The organism is Thermosynechococcus sp. QKsg1 (genome assembly GCF_031586415.1).
Lineage (GTDB): Bacteria > Cyanobacteriota > Cyanobacteriia > Thermosynechococcales > Thermosynechococcaceae > Thermosynechococcus.
Window position 1 is genome coordinate 2,073,521 of record NZ_CP134200.1, and the last position, 21,337, is coordinate 2,094,857.

A 21,337-nucleotide genomic window follows, 5' to 3' on the forward strand; every position below is an offset into this window, starting at 1 on the left:
TTAACTGGCTAGGGCTTCTTGAATCGTTTGGTTGTAGATGATGCGACCGGGGGTGGTGCGGATGTATTGGGAAATCAGTTGACCGTTGGCATCCTCCTTGACTCGCCGCAGGGAATACTCCAGTAAACGGGAACCATCTTCATAGGTCGTAATCTGAGGTTCACTGCTGTCGCCATCGTCTACCTCACCGTCGTAGCGCACCCAGACAAAGGCATGGAGCGGCAAGTGTCCCTGTTCGTAGGCCATGACCACGTCTTGGAAGTTGGCATAGTAGCGATCGCTATAATCTGGCAGCTTCGGATTTTCTGCTGTCAAGTAATAGCAGCCCAAAACCATATCTTGGCTGGGGGTAATAATCGGCTTGCCCGTGGCCGGTGACAGAATATTATTTGAGGCTAGCATCAGCATCCGCGCCTCCGCTTGAGCCTCAATCGAGAGGGGGACGTGCACCGCCATTTGATCCCCGTCAAAGTCGGCGTTGAAGGCAGGACACACCAAGGGGTGCAGTTGAATGGCACGCCCTTCCACCAGAATTGGCTCAAAGGCCTGAATCCCCAAACGGTGGAGGGTTGGGGCACGGTTGAGCAGCACCGGGTGACCCTCAATCACCTCCTCCAGCACATCCCAAATTTGGGGGTCATTGCGCTGGATCATCCGCTTCGCTGCCTTAATGTTGTTGACAATTTGTTGGCGAATCAAGCGGTGAATCACAAAGGGCTGGAAGAGTTCAATGGCCATTTCCCGAGGCAGGCCGCACTGGTGCATTTGCAGTTTTGGCCCCACCACAATCACCGAACGACCGGAGTAGTCCACCCGTTTCCCCAGCAGGTTTTGGCGGAAGCGACCCTGTTTCCCCTCAATAATGTCGGAAAGGGACTTCAGGGGACGGTTGTTGGCGCCCACTACCGTACGACCGCGACGACCATTATCAATGAGGGCATCCACCGCCTCTTGAAGCATGCGCTTCTCATTCCGAACAATAATCTCGGGGGCGAGAATCTCTTGCAGGCGGGCAAGGCGGTTGTTGCGGTTAATGACGCGGCGGTACAGGTCATTCAGGTCAGAGGTGGCAAAGCGCCCACCATCTAACTGCACCATTGGCCGCAGATCCGGTGGAATCACGGGAATTACCGTCAAAACCATCCACTCTGGCTTTGCTCCAGTGGCAATGAAGTTGTCAATGACCCGCAGCCGTTTGATGAGCTTGGCGCGTTTTTGCCCCTTGGAGTTGAGGATTTCCTGCCGCAGTTGGTCGGCCTCTTTTTGCAGATCTAAATCCTGAAGTAGGCGTTGAATGGCTTCAGCCCCAATGCCCACCTCAATACCCTCTAGCTCCGAGTCTTCGCTGTAGATCTCTTCTTCAATTTCCTGCCACTGATCTTCGCTTAGGAGCTGCTTGTAGCTGAGGCTAGGGTGATTGCCCGGATCTAGCACTACATAGGAATTGAAATAGACAATTTGCTCCACATCCCGTAGGGGCATATCCAGCAGGATCGCCATGTAGCTGGGAATCCCCTTCAGATACCAAACATGGGTCACTGGGGCAGCCAACTTAATATAGCCCATGCGATGGCGGCGCACCCGCGATTCGGTGACTTCAACGCCACAACGTTCGCAGACAATGCCACGATGGCGCACCCGCTTGTATTTACCGCAGTGGCACTCCCAATCCTTAGCAGGACCAAAAATCCGCTCGCAGAAGAGGCCGTCCATCTCTGGCTTGAGGGTGCGATAGTTAATGGTTTCTGGTTTAGTCACCTCGCCCACCACTTGACCGTTGGGGAGCGTGCGCTGCCCCCATTGGATGATGCGCTCCGGTGACGCGAGAGACACTTTTACATAATCAAAGCGTTGCTCGATTCTGGGCATAAACTCACAAATCCTTTGGCGGTGAATGGATCAAGGGGGCGATCGCCCCCAAACAAGCTGACTCAGTTCTGAGTGTTTAGAATGTCGTTGCCCCTTCTTTGTCGTCCGTGTCGTCGAGGGCACTGTAGTCAATTGTGGGTCGTGCCGGGGTACGGCGAGGGCTGACATCCACCATCAAATCCACCTCGGGGTCAGGTTTCATTTCGCCATCGTCATCAAAGCTGGGAATACTGGCCTTGCGCACGGAAATATCCAAGCACAGGGATTGCAGCTCCCGCATCAGCACCTTGAAGGACTCTGGCGTGCCCGGTCGTGGAATGGATTGCCCTTTAACAATGGCATTGAGGGCTTCATTGCGTCCTTGCATATCATCGGACTTGACCGTCAGCAACTCTTGGAGAATATAGGCGGCACCATAGGCCTCCAATGCCCACACCTCCATCTCGCCAAAGCGCTGACCCCCTTGCTGGGCTTTACCACCGAGGGGCTGTTGAGTAACCAAAGAGTAAGGCCCTGTGGAGCGGGCGTGGATCTTATCGTCCACCAAGTGCACGAGCTTCAGCATATAGGCCATCCCCACCGTCACGGGCCGGTCAAAGGGTTCACCGGTGCGGCCATCATAGACGACCATTTTGCCCGGATCCTCAGGATTAAAGACCCAATCTTGACCCGTGACTTCTTTGGCCTCTTGTAGCTTGGCATGGACGGTTTCGCGGGATTTTTCCTTGCCGTGCATTTCATCAAAGGGAGTAATTTTGAACCGACGACCAAGGCACTCCCCAGCCCAGCCCAGCAAACACTCATAGACTTGCCCCACATTCATCCGTGAAGGCACCCCCAAGGGATTGAGGACAATATCCACGGGGCGACCATCGGGTAGGAAAGGCATATCCTCCACAGGGAGAATGCGGGAAATAATCCCCTTGTTGCCGTGGCGGCCAGCCATTTTGTCCCCCACCTGAATTTTGCGCTTCTGGGCCACATAGACCCGCACCACCATATTGGCACCGGGGGGTAGTTCATCTCCCTGCTCACGGGTAAAGACGCGCACATCGACAACGCGCCCTTTTTCACCATTGGGCACCCGCAGGGAGTTATCCCGCACATCCCGCGCTTTTTCACCAAAGATGGCACGCAGGAGTTTTTCTTCGGGGGGCTGATCCGATTCCCCTTTGGGGGTGACTTTACCGACGAGAATATCGCCTGCTTCTACAAAGGCACCGATGCGGATAATGCCGTTTTCATCCAACTGCCGCAGGGCATCTTCAGAGACGTTGGGCACTTCGCGGGTAATTTCCTCAGGACCTAGTTTGGTTTGCCGCGCCTCGATCTCGTACTTCTCAATGTGGATGGAGGTATAGACATCCTCTTGAACTAGCCGTTCGCTGATCAGGATGGCGTCTTCGTAGTTGTAGCCTTCCCAAGGCATATAGGCCACAAGGATGTTTTGGCCAAGGGCTAGTTCGCCCCCCTCAGTGGCGGAGCCATCAGCAATCACCTGTCCTGCCTGCACGCGATCGCCGACAAAGACAATCGGTCGTTGATTCAAGCAGGTATCTTGGTTGGAGCGCTGATACTTTTGCAGCGTGTAGGTCATCTCAGGGCCATTATCGGTTTTGACGCGAATTTGATTGGCATCCACATAGGTGACCACACCATTGGTCTGGCTGAGAATCACCATCCCAGAGTCCCGTGCTGCCTGAGCCTCTAGACCGGTACCCACTAAGGGACGGTGCGGTCGCAACAGGGGTACCGCCTGCCGCTGCATGTTGGATCCCATGAGGGCACGGTTGGCGTCATCGTGCTCTAGAAAGGGAATCAGCGAGGTGGCCACAGAGATAATCTGTACTGGCGAAACTGCTACGTAGTCCACCTGATCGGGGGTGGTGGTGGTGAAATCTTGACGATAGCGTACCGGCACCACATCCCCAAGGATGTAGCCGTTTTCATCGGTGGGCACGTCCCCCGGCGCCACCCGCTTATCATCCTCTTCGTCAGCGGTCATGTAAACGGGAGGGCGATCCTTCAGCACCCGACCATTTTCCACTGGATAGAAAGGCGTCTCAATAAAGCCATATTCGTTGACGCGGGCATGGGTGGCCAAGGAACCAATCAACCCAGCGTTGGGACCTTCAGGAGTTTCAATGGGGCAAATGCGACCATAGTGACTCGGGTGAATATCCCGCACCGCAAAGCCCGCCCGCTCCCGAGTGAGACCACCGGGGCCTAGGGCACTCAAGCGCCGTTTGTGGGTGAGTTCCGCGAGGGGGTTGGTCTGATCCATGAATTGGGAAAGCTGGCTAGAACCAAAGAATTCCTTGATGGCCGCCACCAAGGGCTTCGGGTTGACCAGCGAAGTGGGCGTCAAAGAATCCGTGTCAGACACCGTCATCCGCTCGCGAATGATGCGCTCTAGGCGATTGAGGCCAACGCGCACTTGGTTTTGCAGCAATTCACCCACAGAACGGACGCGGCGGTTGCCCAAGTGGTCAATGTCATCAATCGTGCCCAGATCAAACTCGAGGTTAATTAGATAATCAATGGCCGCAAGAATATCTTCTGGGGTGAGGATGCGCACCGAGTCGGGAATATTCAACTGCAACTTGCGGTTGAGCTTATAGCGACCTACCCGGCCAAGGTCGTAGCGTTTGGGATCAAAGAAGCGCGACTCCAGAAGCTGTTGTCCCCCTGAAACCGTGGGCGGCTCCCCTGGGCGCAGTTTTTTGTACAGTTCAATAAGGGCGTCTTCTTCGGAGAATTTGCCTTCTTTTTCAACAGTTTTTTGGTAGTACTCGGGGTGACGCAGCCGCTCTAGAATTTCGCTATCGGTTAACCCCAAGGCCTTGAGGAGAACGTGCGCTGAGAGCTTACGGGTTTTGTCAATGCGTACCCAGAGCAGATCGTTTTTATCGGTTTCAAATTTCAGCCAAGCGCCCCGGTTGGGAATCAGGCTGGCATTGTAGGTACGGCGACCATTCTTGTCGGTTTCTGATTTGTAGTAAACGCCGGGACTGCGGACAATCTGGTTGACAATGACGCGCTCTGCACCATTGATAATAAATGTCCCGCGATCGGTCATCAGGGGCAGATCGCCGATGAACACATCTTGGTCAATGATATTGCCGTTTTCTTTGTTAATGAGGCGAGTCGGGACATACATTTGCATTGAGTAGGTGGCATCCCGCCGCTTGGCCTCATCGACGCTATACTTCGGCTCCTTGAGTCGGTAGTCCTTGGCCAAAAAGTGCAACTCAATTTTGCCGGTATAATCAGTAATGGGGGAGAAACTCTCTAGCTCTTCAATGAGTCCTTCTTCCAGAAACCATCGGAAGCTGGCCCGCTGAATCTCGACAAGGTCTGGCAAGGTAAAAGCGGGTGGCGTGTAAATCTGATTACTAGCCATGTATATCCTCTAGAGGGTATCGCTAAAACGCGGATCTTGCATCTTAAATGAAGAGGCGTTGCCCTGTCAAGCACACCAAAAGCTCCGCTTACGGCAAACACTGCCGCCGGAGACCTCTGGCAAGATAAAGCTGTTGGAAACGAGAAGAGTTGACAAGTGCCACTGCCGCGCTTGCAAGCCGCTACCTATGACCATAGCACAGAGTTCTTACAGTTAAGCGACAGTTCACTAATAGTTATGGGGGTTGCTGCAACTTCAATCCTGTGTGCAGGGTTTCCAAAACAAGCGTTAAATGACCGTCTCTCAGGGCTGGCCAGTGGAGCCACAATCCAGAGAAGTGCCCACTGCGAAAAATGCCGTGGTCATCGGGTGCTTGACGGCGGTAGCTTGTTCCTTCCTTGAGATACCAATGAAAATCCTGCTCCGGTACCACCCAGACCAAGTATTCCTGAACCCCACAGCGACAATAAACCTCTAGTTTGTCGTGGAGATCGTAGGCGGCACTGCTACTGGCAATTTCGACAATGAGTTCAGGCGCCCCTTCAAGATAATCATCCTCGCTGATACGGGAGGTGCCATTGACAAGGCGCAGCAGGGCATCGGGTTGCACCACTGTTTGGGCATCTAAGCGGACGGTGGCATTAGCGAGCACCATGACGTTGGCTGTTGCCACTTCAAAGGCCATCAACCAGCCCATGACGAGACTGTGGGGACGGCTGTGGGAATTCACCCGCACAGGGGAGGCCACGTACACGACTCCGTTAATGAGTTCAGCTTTTTTAATATGAGGACATTGGGCATACAGGCGCTCAAAGGCCTCGCGACTGAGGCGATCGCCACTCTCCAACATTGGCACTGTCCCCTGCGGAGCTGCAAACATGATCAGCGGATTTGCCCTGCACTGCTTGCCTCTATTCTAGGCTAGGCGGAAAGGCCAATTGTGGTTTCTGAGAGGCGGCCATCTTCCATGTGAATGATGCGATCGGCGACATCAAGAATACGGTTATCGTGGGTCACAATTAAAATGGTGCAGCCCTGTTCGCGGGCAAGGCTACGCATAATTTCCACCACATCGCGACCGGATTTTTTATCGAGAGCAGCCGTCGGTTCATCGGCAAGGACAATTTTGGGATGTCCCACGAGAGCGCGAGCGATCGCCACCCGTTGCTTTTGCCCCCCCGAAAGTTCATGGGGATAGTAGTCAAGGCGCTCTCCAAGGCCAACGGCACAGAGCATTGCTTCCACTCGTTCTCGGACTTCCTGTGGACTGAGGTGGGGTTGCAAATCCAGCGCCATTTGCACATTTTGGCGAGCCGTCAAGGCATGGAGCAGATTGTGCCCTTGGAAGATGTAGCCCGTTTGCCGCCGAATTTGAATCTGCTGCTCTTTTGTGGCGTTGCGTAGCTCCTGACCCAGAACCCGCAGACTGCCCTCTTGTGCCGATCGCAAGGCACCGATCAGGGTTAACAGTGTGGTTTTCCCTGACCCCGAAGGCCCCGTCATGATCACAATTTCACCCGCCTCAATGCGAGCGCAGAGATCAAAGAGAATTTGCTTGCGCAGTTGCCCCTGACCAAAGTAGTGATTGAGGCCTTGAATGTGGATCACTGGCTCCATAACACCATCCTAGAAAATATCGGCAGGATCAGCCGCTTGGATCCGCCGCATGGCGATCGCTCCCGAAAGGGTACACATTAAGACCGTGAGGGTAAAGACCAAACTGGCGCGCTCTACGGTCATCCACACTGGCAGTGACGTGGCTCTGGCAATAAGGATGTAGAGTAAAAATGACACGATAAAGCCTGGAACATAGCCCATACAGGAGAGAATCAAGGACTCCTGCATGACCACGCCATAGAAGAAGATATCGCGGTAGCCCATGGCCTTGAGGGTGGCATACTCCGCCAAGTGATCCGTGACATCGGTGTAGAGAATTTGATAGACAATCACGGAACCAACGATAAATCCCATCAGGGCACCAAGGGAGAAAATAAAGCCAATGGAGGTACTCTTTTCCCAATAACTGCGCTCAAACTCAGCAAACTCCTCACGGGTCATCACCAGTACATCATTGCCGAGGGAAGCATTCATCCGCCGTGCCAATGCTTTCGTATTCACCCCCGGCTGCACCCGTACTAAACCCACATCGATTAGCCCCGGATGACGTTCGGGGAAAAGGCGCAAAAAGTTCAAATCACTCGTGAGCAAATTACCATCGGCACCAAAGTTGGCTCCCATGCGAAACAAGCCTGCCACGGTGATTTTGCGGCCAGAGACTTCGGTCGTGACCTCTTCCCCTTGGCGGTATAGCTCAGGAATCGGGCCAAACTCAGTGCGGGATTGGGCATCAAAAAGAACATGATCCGCTAGCTTAATCGCATCTTGCCAGTGGGGGGTATCGGATACGGAAATGGACACCGCCAGCGGATCGACGCCAATCACCATCAGTTGGCGAGTACTTTTGTTAATGGGATTGCGCCAGAGACCAAAACTCAGGTAGAGGGGAGAAACCGACTCGACCCCTTCAAAGCCCGCTGCTTGGTAGAGTCGCCGCCGCGGGAAGCTGCGCATGGCAATCAGCGCCGTGGATTGGGGACTAATGAGGACAATATCGGTGTTTAAGCTCTCGTGGAAGCGCACTGCCGCCTTAAAGAGGGCATCGCGAAAGCCAAACTGCATCAGCATCAGCACCACTGCAAAGGCAATGCCAGCGATCGCCACCAATAGGCGAATGCGCTCTCGAATCAGTTGTAGCCAAGCTAAGGGAATTGCAAAAATCATCCTTGAACCTCAGCGTGGATCAATGGCAATTTCCACTTGCATATTTGTTAGACCCGCCACCGGCTCACTGTTGTCAAGGCGAATTTTCACTTCCACAACCCGCGCATCCGTTTTGGCGGCTGGATCCGTATCAGTCACGTCATTCTTGGCCACCACCAGCCCTACTTGCGCCACACGGCCACTAAGCGGCGCGCTGAGGGCACTGCTGCGAATTTCAGCGGGCTGTCCTACACGAACCCGAGGCACATCGGTCTCATACACCTCAGCAACGGCATACATTTGGTCGGTATTCCCCAATTCAAGAATCCCCCGTTCATTGATAGTTTCGCCGGCTCTAGTGTGAATCCGCAGCACCCGACCATTGCGAGGGGCGCGAATAATGGTGCGCTCAAGGCGGGCTTCTGCCAGTTGCAGATTGCGCTCTGCTGAGAGGAGCTGCACTTGGGTTTGTACCCGTCCCAGATTGGCTTGGGCGGCGTCCACTTGGGCATTTGCCGTGGCCAGTTCTGTGCGGCGCTCTTCCTGTAGGCGAACGAGGTTGGCTTGGGCGTTGCGCAGTTCTTCCTGTAAGCTCCGGACGCGGACAGTGCGATCGTCGAGATCCTGTTGCGACACTGCCCCATCGGCAAAGAGTTGGGCAAAGCGCTGGTACTCGCGATTGGCGGTCTCTAATTCCGCTTGAATGCGTTGAATTGTGGCCTGCTGGGCTTGAATGGCGGCAATGGCCGGTTCATTGGCGCGATCGCGACGGCGTTCGGCTTCGGCAATTTGAGCAACAGCTAGGCGGGTTTCGGCCTCATAGCGTAGGCGGGCTTCCTGCAACTGACTGGCAGCCAAGTCCCGTTCGGCTTTGCGTTCCGGGTAGGTATCTAAATAGGCAAGGGGTTGACCGGCAACCACGCGATCGCCTTCGCGCACTAACAACTGTCCCAATCGCTCCGTCATCGAGGGGGCACTCACCGCCACCACTTCCCCTTCCGGTTCGAGTCGGCCAAGGGCGGTAATGCGATCGCTCATGGGATTAGCAAGGGCTGCCTGAATTGCCTGTTCTTCATTGACCCGTTGACGTTGCTGCCAATAGTTCAAACTGAATGCCAAGCTGCCTAATCCGATGGCGATCGCCCCCCCGATCAGCCATGGACGACCAATTTTGCTGAGAAAAGGCTGTCCCATGGGAGGACCTCGTAAATAAATGCAGTGTAATCAAAACCAATAAGTACTCCCTGATTCTAATACAGAGTTCCAAGGTTATTAAGAAATACTAAGGTCGCCGACCGCAGGATTGCCAAAGGGCTTGCCGTTCTGAGGGCAGAATCTCGCGCCACTGTCCGGGGGCAAGGTCACCCAGTTGCAAATTGGCGATCGCCACCCGTACCAAGCGCAGGGTGGGAAATCCTACCGCAGCCGTCATGCGGCGGACTTGGCGATTGCGACCTTCCCGCAACGTCAGACTCAGCCAATGGGTGGGAATAGAACGACGATAACGAATGGGTGGCTCCCTAGGGGGTAAGGAGGGTTCCTGTTCCAGTACTTGGACAACCGCAGGTCGCGTGCGATAGCCTTGGACGACAACGCCTTCGGCCAACTCAGTCAGGGCTGCGGGGTTGGGTTCACCTTCCACCTGTACCCAGTAGGTGCGCGGATGACCATAGCGGGGATCCGTCAAGCGGTGTTGCAACCAGCCATCATTGGTGAGGAGAACCAGCCCCTCGCTGTCGTAGTCGAGGCGGCCAGCGGGATAAATATCAGGAATGGGAACGTAATCTTTGAGGGTTGATCGCCCCTCTTGATCTTGAAACTGACAAAGCACCCGATAGGGCTTGTACAGGAGAATGTAGCGATGGTTCATCGTTAGGAAAAGTCTAACTGCGACGCCGTTTTACCTCAGTTTATGACCTAGTAAAGACTAGGGGGGAATGCTAACCGCAGACTTAGAAGTTTCTGGCTCGAAGACCAGTTTACTGCCGCCCACAGTGTTGATTCCCAAATGTTTTGCAATTGTAGATCACAAAACAATATTGGCAGTCACCAACGTCGCAGCCAAACCAGAGCTACTATAGCACATCTACTCTGGGGGCTGGCTTTAGATATCGAGGTTTTCTAGGGCCAACTGGGGGCCATAGGTCTCGATAAATTCGCGACGAGGTGCCACGCGATCGCCCATCAGGATGGTGAAAATGCGATCGGCCTCAGCAGCATCTTCAATTTCCACCCGTTTGAGAATGCGCGTCTCTGGGTTCATCGTCGTTTCCCACAACTGCTCAGGCATCATTTCCCCGAGACCCTTAAAGCGCTGGATCGTGTAATTGGCATTTTCCGGGAAGGCGGCAATCTGCTGCTGCAGCTCGCGATCGCTATAGCAATAGAAGTGCTGTCGCCCCCGTTCAACCTTATACAGGGGTGGGCAGGCAATATAGACAAAGCCTTGGTTAATCAATTCCTGCTGATAGCGATAGAAAAAGGTCAGCAACAAGGTGCGAATGTGGGAACCATCCACATCAGCGTCTGTATTGTGGGCACACAACCCACCGACACCGCAAATAAAGTTTTCATCCCCCTCCACTGAGAAGTCATAGACATACTCACCCACGGGTGGAATTTCCGCAACTTGCGTCACCTCTAGTGCCATTAAGTCTTCACTAATAGGGGTAAAAGCCAGTGGCTTGTGGTGGGGCGAAGCCAGATAGGCCTTCAGGGATTCACTGTGGGGATGACGCTGCCAAATGGGCAACGCCGCTTCCAGTTGGGGCTTGCCGCTCAGGGTGAGGCAATGCACTTCGTGGCGGGTTTGTAGCTGTGAATTCGCCACTGCTTCTGCTGGTAAGGTTGTCCAGCTTCCTACCCAGCCCAACTGACCAAACAGGTAGAGGAGGCCATCTTTGAGGGTAGGAGAAGTGGTGGTCATAGAGATGTGGCTGTGGGCGATCGCCCCATCGCCGAGGAAATACCCCTCCAAAAAGGCCAACTGTAGCTCTAGTGGCACCCGCCACACCAAGGAGGGCAGGCACTTCTCGTGGGCTTTGCCCCCCACCCCCAAGGCTTTAAGCAAGCGGGCTGCCAAGACACTGTGGAAGTAGAGCTTTTGCCCTTGACTGTCAGGATCCGCATCGCAGCGAGGAGACTCGCCAAAGAGGGTTTCAATGGTACGGCAGAGTTCAGGGATAAAGGGCTGGTCTTTTCGCCCTAAGCTGAGGCTAACTTGATGTTGACTCAGGCTTCCCTCGGCTACATACCAACCTAAAAACCACAGTAACTCCCGATTAACCTCTAAATATCGGCCAAAAGCTTTGTTATGGTGGGCACGGGGCACGAGTTGCACATCCCCAGTGAGGCACTCTAGTTCCGCAAGGGTAAAGCTATCGAGGGGCTGATAACCGCTGATTTGGCGGTAGGGGGCATTTTTGCTGTCGTCACTTTGATGCTGAATCCTCTCAAGCCGCGACGGTAACGTTTGGTATTGCAGTGGCTGATGCCACTGAATGGCCTCGAGGTAATTGAGGAAGTGTTTCAGTGTGGGCGTGGTTTGACCCCGTTCCCATTGGGAAATGATGATGGCCTGTTTGACCCCCACTTGGGCAGCAACGGCCTGTTGACTGAGCCCTTGGACGTGACGCGCTTGCCGTAGGGGTTCCCACAGCTGGGGATCATAGGCAACACGCGGTTCTTGCCCCTCCGAGGAGCACTCAACCCGTGCTAGCAGTTGTTGGCCACACAGGGCTTTGACACCTTCCCCCTTGAGATACAGCCCCTCCGTCAGACCCGCTTGGTAAAACAAGTGCAGCAGATCAATGCGCTCAACAATTGGGGGACGCGGTAAACGACGACTGCCAACGAGGCGATCGCCCACCCGAATCTCATTGCCCTTTTTCAACTTAATCTGACCGTCTTCATAGACATAAACACTGTGGGAGGCCGTCACCTTAATGGAGCGATGGTAGCGGGTTTGAATTGCATACATTGGCTCCTCATGGGAATGGCGAATCACTGCCTTCAGGGGTTGAAAGCGAGTCTGACCCGTCTTGGGATCAAAGGACATCACCTGATAGTGCTCAGCAATCCGTTGCCCCTCAATGCACTGATCAATAAACTCGCCAATTTTGACCAATTCCACCTGCCCGTAGGCATTCCTGACAAGGGTCGGTTCATCCCCGGCCACACTCATAATAATGATGCGGTGATAGCGCAACTTGGCAGGGTCAAACTCCTCTCCCTTTACGCCTAAACCAAGGGCAGTAATTAAAGACTGTACCTCGTTATTCTTGTAAATTTTGGCATCATCGGTTTTTTCAATGTTGAGAATCTTGCCCCGCAGCGGCAAAATCGCTTGGAAGCGGCGATCGCGCCCTTGTTTGGCACTGTTGTGAACAAAAACGCCACTGGCCAGCGCAAAGTTATGGGTTCCCGGCACTTCTAAATCGTAAACATCAATCTTTTCACCCATAACCTCAATTGAGACAATGCGATGGTTATAGTTTTTGATTGCTTCTAAGGCACGATTTGAATCGCCATCAAAGTACCGATTACAGAAAGTTTCAAAGTGTAGGAGCGACTTATCACGTGTTTGGCAACGATATTCGCGATAAGACTCTAAATCAATATTAGCTTGTTCTAACTCAATTTTCTTTAGGGCTTTAATTGTCTTGTCAAAGTAGGTCTTTGATAGTGCTTCTTTCCGCTTCTGACGGCACTTCTCCTTAACTTCAGGACGATGTAAGGTTTTATCAATGTGCTGGCGATGAAGTTCAAGATGTGCATCAGCAGACAGACGAATCAGATCCGTGGGATTATTGTTTCGCTTGTTGAAGTCAACATGATGACAATGCTCACCACTTTCTAAGGTGTATTTTCCTTGCCAGCGGTTATACCAATCTGCAAGCATGTGGGTAAACAGCCAAGAATTTGATCGAGGATCCCAAACCCTTTCGTAGCCATCGATCGTAATTCCCGAATCAGCGCTGCTAGATGCTTTTCGATAAAGTGGCATTAGGGAATCATCGGGAGTTAACGCCTGTGCCTCTTTATACTCACCATTGCGGAGCATGAAACGGTGATCGGGGGTGCAGATAATCACCTCGCCGTTGTCAAGGGTGAGCTTAATGACTTCAGCATTTGTTTTAGTTTTGCGGACGTTGACCAGTCGCTCAATACCAATCGTGCCATCGTGGCGAACTGTGTAGCCAAAATGCTCCTTGCCTACCGCTTGTTCTGCCATTAACTCCACAAAACTGAGGCAACGGCCATCGGCGAGAGCCACCTTTGTATCACCAGCAAAGCAGCCACCGGCAGAATCACCTTCGACAATGAAAATTTCCGAGACAGCGGGATCCCGTGAACTGCAATCCGCCAATTTCCCCGGCAGCGTCGAAGACTCCAGCACCGACTTGCGCCGTACCATTTCCCGTGCCCGCCGCGCCGCTTCAGCCGCATTAAAGGCTTGGATGGCTTTTTCCAAAATCGTGTCGGTGACGGTCGGATGAAAGTCAAGGTATTCCGTTAGGGCTTCGCCCACAATGGCATCCACAATGCCGCGTACTTCGGTATTGCCCAGCTTGGTTTTTGTTTGCCCTTCAAATTCGGGGTTGGGTACCTTGACGGAAATGATCGCTGTCAGGCCTTCGCGAATGTTTTCCCCCGCCAAATTGGCATCCCCCTCCTTGAGTTTATTGCGCTTGCGGCCAAGGGCATTGAGCGTCCGCGTCAGGACTGCCTTTAACCCCTCCATGTGGGTACCGCCATCAATGGTGCGGATATTATTGGCAAAGCCTAGCAGGTTTTCACTGTAGGCATCGGCACACCACTGTAGGGCTGCTTCCACTTGCACATCGTTTTTTTCCCCCTGAATGTAGATGATCTCTGGGTGAAGGGGTTCCTTTTCCTGCACCATGTAGCGGACATATTCACGGATACCGCCTTCATAGCAGTAGGTTTCACTCAAGGGGGGCGTAACGCGCAAATCCTTGAAATCAATACGAATGCCGGCATTGAGATAGGCCAGTTCCCGCAGCCGTGTCATCAGCACCTTGGCGTCAAATTCAATCGTTTCTGTGAAAATCTGGCGATCAGGAAAGAAGGTCACTGAGGTACCCCGCCGTTCCTCACTATCGGGGGTCTTTTCGAGGGGAGTAATGGGAACCCCCCGTTCATAGCGCTGATGATGGACAAAACCATTACGCCAGACCGTCACTTCTAGCCATTCCGAGAGGGCGTTGACCACAGAGACACCAACCCCGTGCAACCCCCCTGAGACTTTGTAGCCACCATCGCCAAACTTGCCCCCGGCGTGGAGCACCGTCATCACCGTCTCAACCCCAGAGACGCCGGTATCGGGGTGAATATCCGTTGGAATCCCGCGCCCATTGTCGGTGACCGTGACGGAGCCATCGGCATTGATCTGAACTAGAATGGTGGAACAGTATCCTGCTAAGGCTTCATCAACGGAGTTGTCCACGACTTCATAAACCAAGTGGTGGAGTCCCTTGGGGCCAGTGCTGCCGATGTACATCCCCGGTCGGGTTCGTACGGGTTCAAGGCCTTTGAGCACCCGCAACTGGGCAGAGGAATACTCGGCGGTCATGGCAACTCCCTAACTGCTATAGAATCGAGGCAAATGCGTCTTCACTTGCCTAAATGTCAAATCTGACCTAAATTTTAGCACATAAGGGTTATAGGCGATTCTAGGAAATTTTCAGGCTGTATTTGAGTGGGGGATGCAGGGCTAATTGTTATTGGGGGGGCAACGGCCACCGGCAAAACGGCACTGGCGATCGCCCTCGCGCAGCAATTGAATAGCGTGATTTTGAGTGCCGACTCCCGCCAAGTCTATCGCGGCTTTGATATTGGCACCGCCAAGCCCACCCCCGCCCAGCAACAGCAGGTGCCTCACCACCTCATTGATATATGTGACCCCCGCGATACTTTGACCCTAGCGATTTACCAAGCCAAAGCCCAAGCCCTCATTGCCCACTACCACGCCCAAGGAATCACACCCCTCTTGGTGGGGGGGACAGGATTGTACATCCGCAGTATTACCCAAGGGCTAACAATGCCCCAAGTCCCACCGCAACCACATCTACGGGCACAGTTGATGGCGCTGGGTCAGCAGGAATGCTATCAATGGCTTCAGCAGGTGGATCCTGTGGCGGCGCAACGCATCCATGCCCACGATCACGTGCGTACCCTGCGGGCTTTGGAAGTCTATTACGTAACGGGGGTACCCCTCAGCCAGCAGCAGCGGCGCGAACCGCCTCCCTACCCGATTTGGTACTTTGCCCTAGCGGGGGGCGATCGCCAGCAACAGCGCCGCCGCATTCAAGAGCGCACCCAGCAAATGCTGGCCATGGGATGGTTGGATGAAATTCGGCAACTGCAAGCGCAGTACGGTGATGAACTGCCCCTATTAGATACACTGGGCTATCGCGAGATGCGCCAATATCTGCGGGGAGAACTCACCCTTGAGGCGGCGATTGCGCTCACGGTACAGCACACCCAACAATTTGCCAAACGACAGCGGACATGGTTTCGGGCAGAACCCGGCATCCATTGGCTGCAAGCCACCACCCTAGAGGAGCAACTAGCAGAGATTCAAGCACAACTGGGAATATAGCCCAGCACCACCTCAACAAAGCGGCGGATCAACTGATTGGCGTAGGGGGTAGGACGGGCTGTTTGCTTGAGTTTTTCCAGTTCGGCAGTGCCCAATTGATAGCGATCGCAATAACGGCTAATGCGGGCAATCAGGTCGCGATCGTCCACCTCGGGATGAAACTGAAAGCCATAAAAGGGCTTGCCCTCCAAGCGAAAGGCATGGTAGGGACACAACTCACTGTAGGCCAGTAAGGTCGCTCCCGCTGGCAGGGTCAAGGCGCGCTCCTGGTGTCCGGAAATGGCCAAAAAGGGATTGGGAAAGCCGGCAAATAGTGGATCAGCAACTCCCAAAGGCGTGAGATACAAAGGGTAGGTGCCCATTTCCATCCCCTGCCGATCCACAATCACCTGCCCTCCCAAGGCCTGCACTGCCAATTGAAAGCCAAAGCAGGAGGCCAACACGGGGATCTCCTGCTCAATACAGGCCAAAATTAAGTCCATTGCCGGCGGTACAAAGCGATAGATCTCTGGCTTGAGCACTGTGGCATCACTGGAGCCACCGATAAAAAGGGCATCAAAGCCTTGAATACAGTCGGGGGTAAAGTCAGCACACTCAAAGCCATTGAGCACTGTAAATTGCTCGGCGGCCAAACCGCTCAGGCGGATAAATTCTGCCAATTCCTCCTGCTGCGTAGTGCGATCGCCCCGTGCCTGAAGCAGTAGAATCCGTAGAGACTTCACCGTTCTCTAGCGTTTAGAAATCTCAATGGGCTGAGGGGTCGGTGGACGTTGGGTGTCCACGAAACTAAACACAAGGGACGTTTCAAAAAGTCCCACGATTTGCTTGAGGGTTGGCTGCATCCGTGTTTTGCCCGTCATGCCATAGGCCACAGCAAGGCCACAGGCGCCCTCAAGGTCATTGACCTCCTTGATCCAATCGAGGAGCAGCGGACCACTTTCGGGGTCAAAGGTATCCAAAAGCCAAAGATGGTTGGCATTGGTTTGGGCAAGGAGCATGACTATTTGCTCGGGACCTGAGAGGGGAAAGACCGTTAGATGGTGAATGCCGCCCTCCTCAGCAATTTTGGCGGCGAGCGCCGCCGCTGCGGCTTTTTTGGTTTGAATCGTCAACACGGGATAGCCCTCAAACGCCTCGGGAATCTCCCCCCGTTGATGGTAAGAGACGGCTGCTTGTAATTCCTGTAGCTTTTTCGGCGGAAACAACTTAAAGAGGATATAGGCTTCCCCCGGAATTGCTTCCGTATCAATGGGAATCTGGTGCTGTGATTTGCTCTCCTCAGGGTCACCATTGATTTCTGCCATCATCGCTGGCACTGTTGCCACGTGCACCTGATAACTAAGGGCAGAATGGCGGGGTGAAGGAATCTTGAACCTCAGGTCTAGTTCAGGGCACTCCTCCTTCTCAAACTGTTTCTTGGTCTTTTTCCAGAATTTGATCAGCGCCTCGATCGCCACATAGACCATTTCCGCTTCCTCAGGGGCATAAAAGGGTCGCATTCCCTCCAAAGGATGGATGACACCCGGTTCAATGGTGTAAAGATGCCCCTTGAGGACAAAAGAGAGATCATTGCCTAAATCCTCTTCGCCAACCTCGGAAAAATTCAAGAAGAGACAATCGTTGCGCAGAACCGTTTCCTCTAAACGCTCATCATCGTCTTCGTCAATGTAGGGATACTCGTGATCAATCTGCTGCCAAAAGTTGCGTAGTGCCTCCTCCCCGCGGTAGAGCATCAGACCAAAGTCACGGTTGGCTCCTTGGGGGTTCACCAGTACTGCAAAGAGGGTGGGAGAGTCCCAAGCGTCGCAGTGGAGTTTAAGGGGGATAAGACTGTCTAGGCGCCGCCAGATGTCCAGTTGAGCAAATTCCCTAATTTTCTGTGTGTAGAGGGAAACATATTCAGGGGGGAGCACCTCGATATCTACATCATCACTGGTGACTTCCGCCGCAATGAATTCAAAAAATTCATCCAGCAGGGGAATGTGGGCTTGATACTCCACCTGAATATCGAGGGGAGCCACCACACCGCGCAGAAAAAATTGCAACTCGCGGTCATCAACGATGATGGTGTGGGGACGGCAGGGCTGAGCTTGGGGATGGCGGGGATATTCGATCGCCTGCACCAACAGCCGCATGAGTTGCTCTGGGGTGGGTGGAAACTGACCCACCTCCATGCTGCGTACCCCCTGATCCTTGGGATCGAGCCAAGCCGCACAAAAGACTTCCTCGCTGCTGTCGAGTCTGCGGCCACCACCCACCCAAGTGGCGGCAACTTGCGGTACATTCAACAGACGACGGATGGTCGCAGCGGGTAGGCTCACAGGGCGATCGCTCTCAATTCGATAACCTTTCCACTCTAGCAAATGACGCAAATGGGTCGCACTAAGTATTTATTGGGGTTTGATCCAGGGCGGGACAAGTGTGGGTTAGCCCTTGCCCTCGGTCAAGAAGTGGTGCGCTATGAAGTGGTGGCCAGCGATCGCGCGATCGCCCGTGTCCAAGAGTGGCATCAAGCCTACCCATTTGAACAAGTGATTATGGGCAATCAAACCACCTCTCGCCAGTGGCAGCAGCAATTGCAAGCGGCTTTGGCTGTAGAAATTATTCCAGTGGATGAGCGCAATAGCACCCTAGACGCCCGCGATCGCTATTGGCAACTCTTTCCGCCCCACGGTTGGCAGCGGCTGATTCCCAAGGGGTTGCGCCTGCCCCCCCGACCCATTGATGATATTGTCGCCATTGTGCTGTTGGAACGCTACTGTGGTTATCCCCTACTGCTCAGTCAGAGGCAATAAACTTTATAATTGTCAGGTTATGGTACAGCACGGCAGCCGTGGAGAAAGGCACCCTCATTGAATTTCGGGTCAATAACCAGCGTCGCTTGGCGGTGATCGATCGCCCCGAAGGTAAAAAGCATTGGATTGCCATTGATCAGCATTTGCAAGCCCACACCATTCATCCGCGCCAACTGACCTTTACGGTGCCCGAGGAGCGGTTTCGTCCCCAAGAGATTCCCACATTTTGGCAGCAGGTGCAGCCGCTCTTGGATGCCGACAGTTTAGAAGTGGCTTGGGAAATTATCCGCGAGGAAAACCGCGCCATTACGCCAGCGGATCTAGCAGAGCTGCTTTTTTCGGAGCGATCGGCGGTGGCCTGCTATGCGGCCTACTATCTCCTTAGTGAGGATCGTTTCTACTTCAAGCTCAAGGGGGAAACCTACGAGGCTCGACCGGCTGCCCAAGTGGCAGAACTCAAACATCAAAGGGAGCGGGAAGCCCAACGCTTGGCGGAGGAAGTCAGCTTCCGTGAACATTTGACCCAAGCCCTGAAGGGGGAAACTGTGGCGTGGTCTGCCAGCGATCGCAAGCGCCTTGAGCAGTTAGAACGTTATGCTATAGCCATTGAACCCAGTGGCCAACACCAAGCAGCCATTGACCTCCTCAGTGAATTGCAGCGTCCCACCCAACCCTTGGGCGCTTTCCAACTGTTGGTGGATCTCGGCCTCTGGTCAGAGCACGAAAATCTGTTCCTGCGCCGTAGTCAAATTGACGTTGAATTCTCTGCCAAGGTACTTGCTGTGGCCCATGAACGCCTCACCTCACCCCCCACAGATATTGACGCTCCCCTGCGCCGCGATCTCACCCATCTCAAGGTCTATACCATTGACGACGAAAGTACCCAAGAAATTGACGATGGCCTCAGCCTCGAAGTCGTGGGCGATCGCCAAAAGCTGTGGATTCACATTGCTGATCCCACCCGCTGGGTGATGGTGGATGATGTCTTGGATCAGGAGGCTCGCCGCCGCGCCACAACGGTCTATCTGCCGACGGGGATGATTCCCATGTTTCCCACGGAGTTGGCCACAGGACCGATGAGTTTGGTGGCGGGACAAACCTGTTGTGCGCTGAGTTTTGGCATTCTTTTAGCCGACAACGGCGAAGTGCTGGAGTACGAAATTTGCCCCAGTTGGATTCGCCCCACCTATCGCCTGAGCTATGACGATGTGGACATGATTTTGGAGCAGGGGGTGACCGGGGAAGCGGATCTGCTGGCGATCGCCCAATGGGGACAGCGGCGTAGTGAGTGGCGGCAACAACGGGGAGCGATTCGCATTCATATCCCTGAACCCAACATTAAAGTGGCTGGTGAAGAGGTGGAAATCTCGCCCCTCCATGACTCCCCCGCCCGCCAACTGGTGGCAGAAATGATGATTCTTGCCGGTGAAGTAGCCGCCCATTTTGGCGCCCGTGAGGGCATCCCTCTGCCCTTTCGCAGTCAATCACCGCCAGAACTGCCCTCAGAGGAGGAATTGTTGCAACTGCCCGCTGGAATGGTGCGGGACTGTGCCATTCGTCGCTGTATGCCCCGCAGTGAAATGAGCACCCAACCCAATCCCCATGCCAGCCTTGGCCTTGATGCCTACTGCCAAGTGACTTCCCCCATTCGCCGCTACACGGATTTGCTGGCGCACCGTCAGATTAAAGCCCACCTCCGCGGGGAAACCCCACCCCTCACACCCGAGCAACTGAATGAAATTTTATTGGGGCTGGTGTCGTCAGTTCAGGAGTCCTCCCTTGTGGAGCGGCAGACCAACCGCTATTGGTGCTTGGAATACCTGCGGCGGCATCGCGAAGAGGTGTGGCGGGGCATTTTACTGCGTTGGTTGCGTCCTGAGGAGGGGCTGGGGCTGGTTCTGCTGGAGGATTTGGGGGTAGAACTGGCAATGCGCTTTCAACGGCAGGCCAATTTGGGAGAGTGTGTGTTGGTGCGGGTGAGTCGTGTTGATCCCCGCAGTGATCAAATTTGGCTGGAGGAAGTGCCTGCTGAGGCACCGATGCCCACAGAAACCGTTGCATTATCCTGAAAGCATGAAAAAGTGGCAGTGTATGCAGGGGTGTGGTGCCTGCTGTTACCTTGAGTTGAGCGATCGCTCAGAGGTGCCCACCATTCTCAATGCAGAGGAATTTGCCCTCTACCAATCCCTCATTGGTGCCGATGGCTGGTGTATTCACTTTGACCCCCTCAGTCACCGCTGTCGTATCTACGAGAATCGCCCCCGCTTTTGCCGCGTCACCCCAGAGGTGTTTGAGGACTTGTACGGCGTCACGTCCGAGGAACTCGATGAATTTGCCATTCAGTGCTGCTGTGAACACATTCGCGATCGCTACGGTGAGCGGAGTTTTGAACTGCTGCGCTATGAATATCTGGTGGAGCAGAGCGTAGATCCCCCCCAAGAGGATTCCCCACCTTTTGATTGATAAGATGCCCCCTATAATGACAACAGGCGTGTTCAGACAGAGCCGATGAGTGAGCAGCGAATGCGGGTGAACTTGGTCGAAGGCTCGGTGAGTTTTTGCTTTTCTGCAGCAGCCGCAGAGGCCCTGCGGCAAGAGATTCAGACTTTAATGGAACGGATGCGGGCGATCGCCACCGCCAAAACCGCAGGGACTCCTCTGCCTCCCCAAGCGGCCATGGAATATCAGCACGTGGGCGAGGTCTTCCTCGAAGTGTTTTGTAATCCCAATATCTGGCCCAATCCCTATGCCGCCAAGGTTCTATTGACCGTGCGAGATGATCGCATGCGCCTGACGACAGAGGCAGAGCTAAATCGCTTGGTGGAAGATCTCAACCAGTTTCTCGAAAGCGCTCCCCCCTAGGGGGACAACATCTGTTAGGTTGAG

15 protein-coding genes, 1 other RNA gene and 1 pseudogene are annotated in these 21,337 nt (G+C 54.0%); 5 read left to right on the forward strand and 12 right to left on the reverse strand.

Going from position 1 to position 21,337, the window contains the following annotated elements:
• The 10 genes and pseudogenes from RHP47_RS10200 to RHP47_RS13060 all read right to left on the reverse strand — a co-directional run.
• Positions 1-1,869, reverse strand: coding sequence for a DNA-directed RNA polymerase subunit gamma (locus tag RHP47_RS10200; protein WP_286625599.1), 1,869 nt, complete (start codon positions 1,867-1,869; stop codon positions 1-3).
• Between the two features lie 76 nt (positions 1,870-1,945).
• On the reverse strand, positions 1,946-5,272 hold the full coding sequence (gene rpoB / locus RHP47_RS10205) for a DNA-directed RNA polymerase subunit beta (protein ID WP_149820548.1): 3,327 nt from the start codon (positions 5,270-5,272) through the stop codon (positions 1,946-1,948).
• 235 nt (positions 5,273-5,507) lie between these two features.
• On the reverse strand, positions 5,508-6,152 hold the full coding sequence (locus RHP47_RS10210; RefSeq protein ID WP_286625601.1) for a Uma2 family endonuclease: 645 nt from the start codon (positions 6,150-6,152) through the stop codon (positions 5,508-5,510).
• Positions 6,153-6,193: 41 nt separating this feature from the next.
• Positions 6,194-6,889, reverse strand: a complete 696-nt coding sequence (locus tag RHP47_RS10215) for a DevA family ABC transporter ATP-binding protein (protein ID WP_149820552.1) — start codon at positions 6,887-6,889, stop codon at positions 6,194-6,196.
• 9 nt (positions 6,890-6,898) lie between these two features.
• On the reverse strand, positions 6,899-8,053 hold the full coding sequence (gene devC / locus RHP47_RS10220) for an ABC transporter permease DevC (RefSeq protein ID WP_310840396.1): 1,155 nt from the start codon (positions 8,051-8,053) through the stop codon (positions 6,899-6,901).
• A 9-nt stretch (positions 8,054-8,062) separates the two neighbouring features.
• Positions 8,063-9,226, reverse strand: coding sequence for an ABC exporter membrane fusion protein (locus RHP47_RS10225; RefSeq protein WP_286625605.1), 1,164 nt, complete (start codon positions 9,224-9,226; stop codon positions 8,063-8,065).
• Positions 9,227-9,314: 88 nt separating this feature from the next.
• Complete coding sequence (locus RHP47_RS10230) at positions 9,315-9,902, reverse strand: pseudouridine synthase (protein ID WP_310840398.1); 588 nt, start codon at positions 9,900-9,902, stop codon at positions 9,315-9,317.
• A 10-nt stretch (positions 9,903-9,912) separates the two neighbouring features.
• A non-coding RNA gene (gene ssrS / locus RHP47_RS10235) (6S RNA) lies at positions 9,913-10,099 on the reverse strand.
• 37 nt (positions 10,100-10,136) lie between these two features.
• Positions 10,137-12,215, reverse strand: coding sequence for an LAGLIDADG family homing endonuclease (locus tag RHP47_RS13055; RefSeq protein ID WP_315863461.1), 2,079 nt, complete (start codon positions 12,213-12,215; stop codon positions 10,137-10,139).
• Positions 12,216-12,236: 21 nt separating this feature from the next.
• Positions 12,237-14,627 (reverse strand): annotated as a pseudogene (locus RHP47_RS13060) (ATP-binding protein); the annotation flags it as partial.
• A gap of 126 nt (positions 14,628-14,753) precedes the next feature.
• On the opposite strand from RHP47_RS13060, the gene miaA reads away from it, so the two are divergent.
• Positions 14,754-15,656 (forward strand): tRNA (adenosine(37)-N6)-dimethylallyltransferase MiaA, encoded by a 903-nt coding sequence (gene miaA, locus RHP47_RS10245; RefSeq protein ID WP_310840401.1) that lies wholly within the window; start codon positions 14,754-14,756, stop codon positions 15,654-15,656.
• On the opposite strand, the gene RHP47_RS10250 is transcribed toward miaA, so the two are convergent.
• Both RHP47_RS10250 and RHP47_RS10255 read right to left on the reverse strand, forming a co-directional pair.
• Complete coding sequence (locus tag RHP47_RS10250; protein WP_310840403.1) at positions 15,635-16,378, reverse strand: type 1 glutamine amidotransferase; 744 nt, start codon at positions 16,376-16,378, stop codon at positions 15,635-15,637. The genes miaA and RHP47_RS10250 overlap by 22 nt on opposite strands.
• A 6-nt stretch (positions 16,379-16,384) precedes the next feature.
• The gene (locus RHP47_RS10255; protein WP_310840405.1) at positions 16,385-17,977 is read right to left on the reverse strand and encodes a DUF6930 domain-containing protein; all 1,593 of its coding nucleotides are present in this window, start codon (positions 17,975-17,977) and stop codon (positions 16,385-16,387) included.
• A gap of 42 nt (positions 17,978-18,019) precedes the next feature.
• On the opposite strand from RHP47_RS10255, the gene RHP47_RS10260 reads away from it, so the two are divergent.
• From RHP47_RS10260 to RHP47_RS10275, 4 genes are read left to right on the forward strand one after another with little or no spacing between them, the layout of a single operon-like run.
• Positions 18,020-18,451 carry a resolvase gene (locus RHP47_RS10260; protein ID WP_149820566.1) on the forward strand — a complete coding sequence of 144 codons (432 nt, stop codon included), beginning with the start codon at positions 18,020-18,022 and terminating at the stop codon, positions 18,449-18,451.
• 38 nt (positions 18,452-18,489) lie between these two features.
• Positions 18,490-20,520, forward strand: coding sequence for a ribonuclease catalytic domain-containing protein (locus RHP47_RS10265; RefSeq protein ID WP_149820568.1), 2,031 nt, complete (start codon positions 18,490-18,492; stop codon positions 20,518-20,520).
• Positions 20,521-20,524: 4 nt separating this feature from the next.
• Complete coding sequence (locus tag RHP47_RS10270; protein WP_149820570.1) at positions 20,525-20,914, forward strand: YkgJ family cysteine cluster protein; 390 nt, start codon at positions 20,525-20,527, stop codon at positions 20,912-20,914.
• A gap of 45 nt (positions 20,915-20,959) precedes the next feature.
• On the forward strand, positions 20,960-21,313 hold the full coding sequence (locus RHP47_RS10275; RefSeq protein ID WP_149820572.1) for a hypothetical protein: 354 nt from the start codon (positions 20,960-20,962) through the stop codon (positions 21,311-21,313).
• The last annotated feature ends 24 nt before the right edge of the window (positions 21,314-21,337 follow it).

Bases quoted from the DNA above. Each gene is read 5' to 3' on its own strand.
- RHP47_RS10200 (WP_286625599.1), bottom strand. From the start codon at position 1,869: ATGCCCAGAATCGAGCAACGCTTTGATTATGTAAAAGTGTCTCTCGCG.
- RHP47_RS13055 (WP_315863461.1), bottom strand. From the start codon at position 12,215: ATGAGTGTGGCCGGGGATGAACCGACCCTTGTCAGGAATGCCTACGGG.
- RHP47_RS10215 (WP_149820552.1), bottom strand. From the start codon at position 6,889: ATGGAGCCAGTGATCCACATTCAAGGCCTCAATCACTACTTTGGTCAG.
- devC (WP_310840396.1), bottom strand. From the start codon at position 8,053: ATGATTTTTGCAATTCCCTTAGCTTGGCTACAACTGATTCGAGAGCGC.
- RHP47_RS10260 (WP_149820566.1), top strand. From the start codon at position 18,020: ATGACGCAAATGGGTCGCACTAAGTATTTATTGGGGTTTGATCCAGGG.
- RHP47_RS10225 (WP_286625605.1), bottom strand. From the start codon at position 9,226: ATGGGACAGCCTTTTCTCAGCAAAATTGGTCGTCCATGGCTGATCGGG.
- RHP47_RS10270 (WP_149820570.1), top strand. From the start codon at position 20,525: ATGAAAAAGTGGCAGTGTATGCAGGGGTGTGGTGCCTGCTGTTACCTT.
- RHP47_RS10210 (WP_286625601.1), bottom strand. From the start codon at position 6,152: ATGTTTGCAGCTCCGCAGGGGACAGTGCCAATGTTGGAGAGTGGCGAT.
- RHP47_RS10275 (WP_149820572.1), top strand. From the start codon at position 20,960: ATGAGTGAGCAGCGAATGCGGGTGAACTTGGTCGAAGGCTCGGTGAGT.
- RHP47_RS10230 (WP_310840398.1), bottom strand. From the start codon at position 9,902: ATGAACCATCGCTACATTCTCCTGTACAAGCCCTATCGGGTGCTTTGT.
- rpoB (WP_149820548.1), bottom strand. From the start codon at position 5,272: ATGGCTAGTAATCAGATTTACACGCCACCCGCTTTTACCTTGCCAGAC.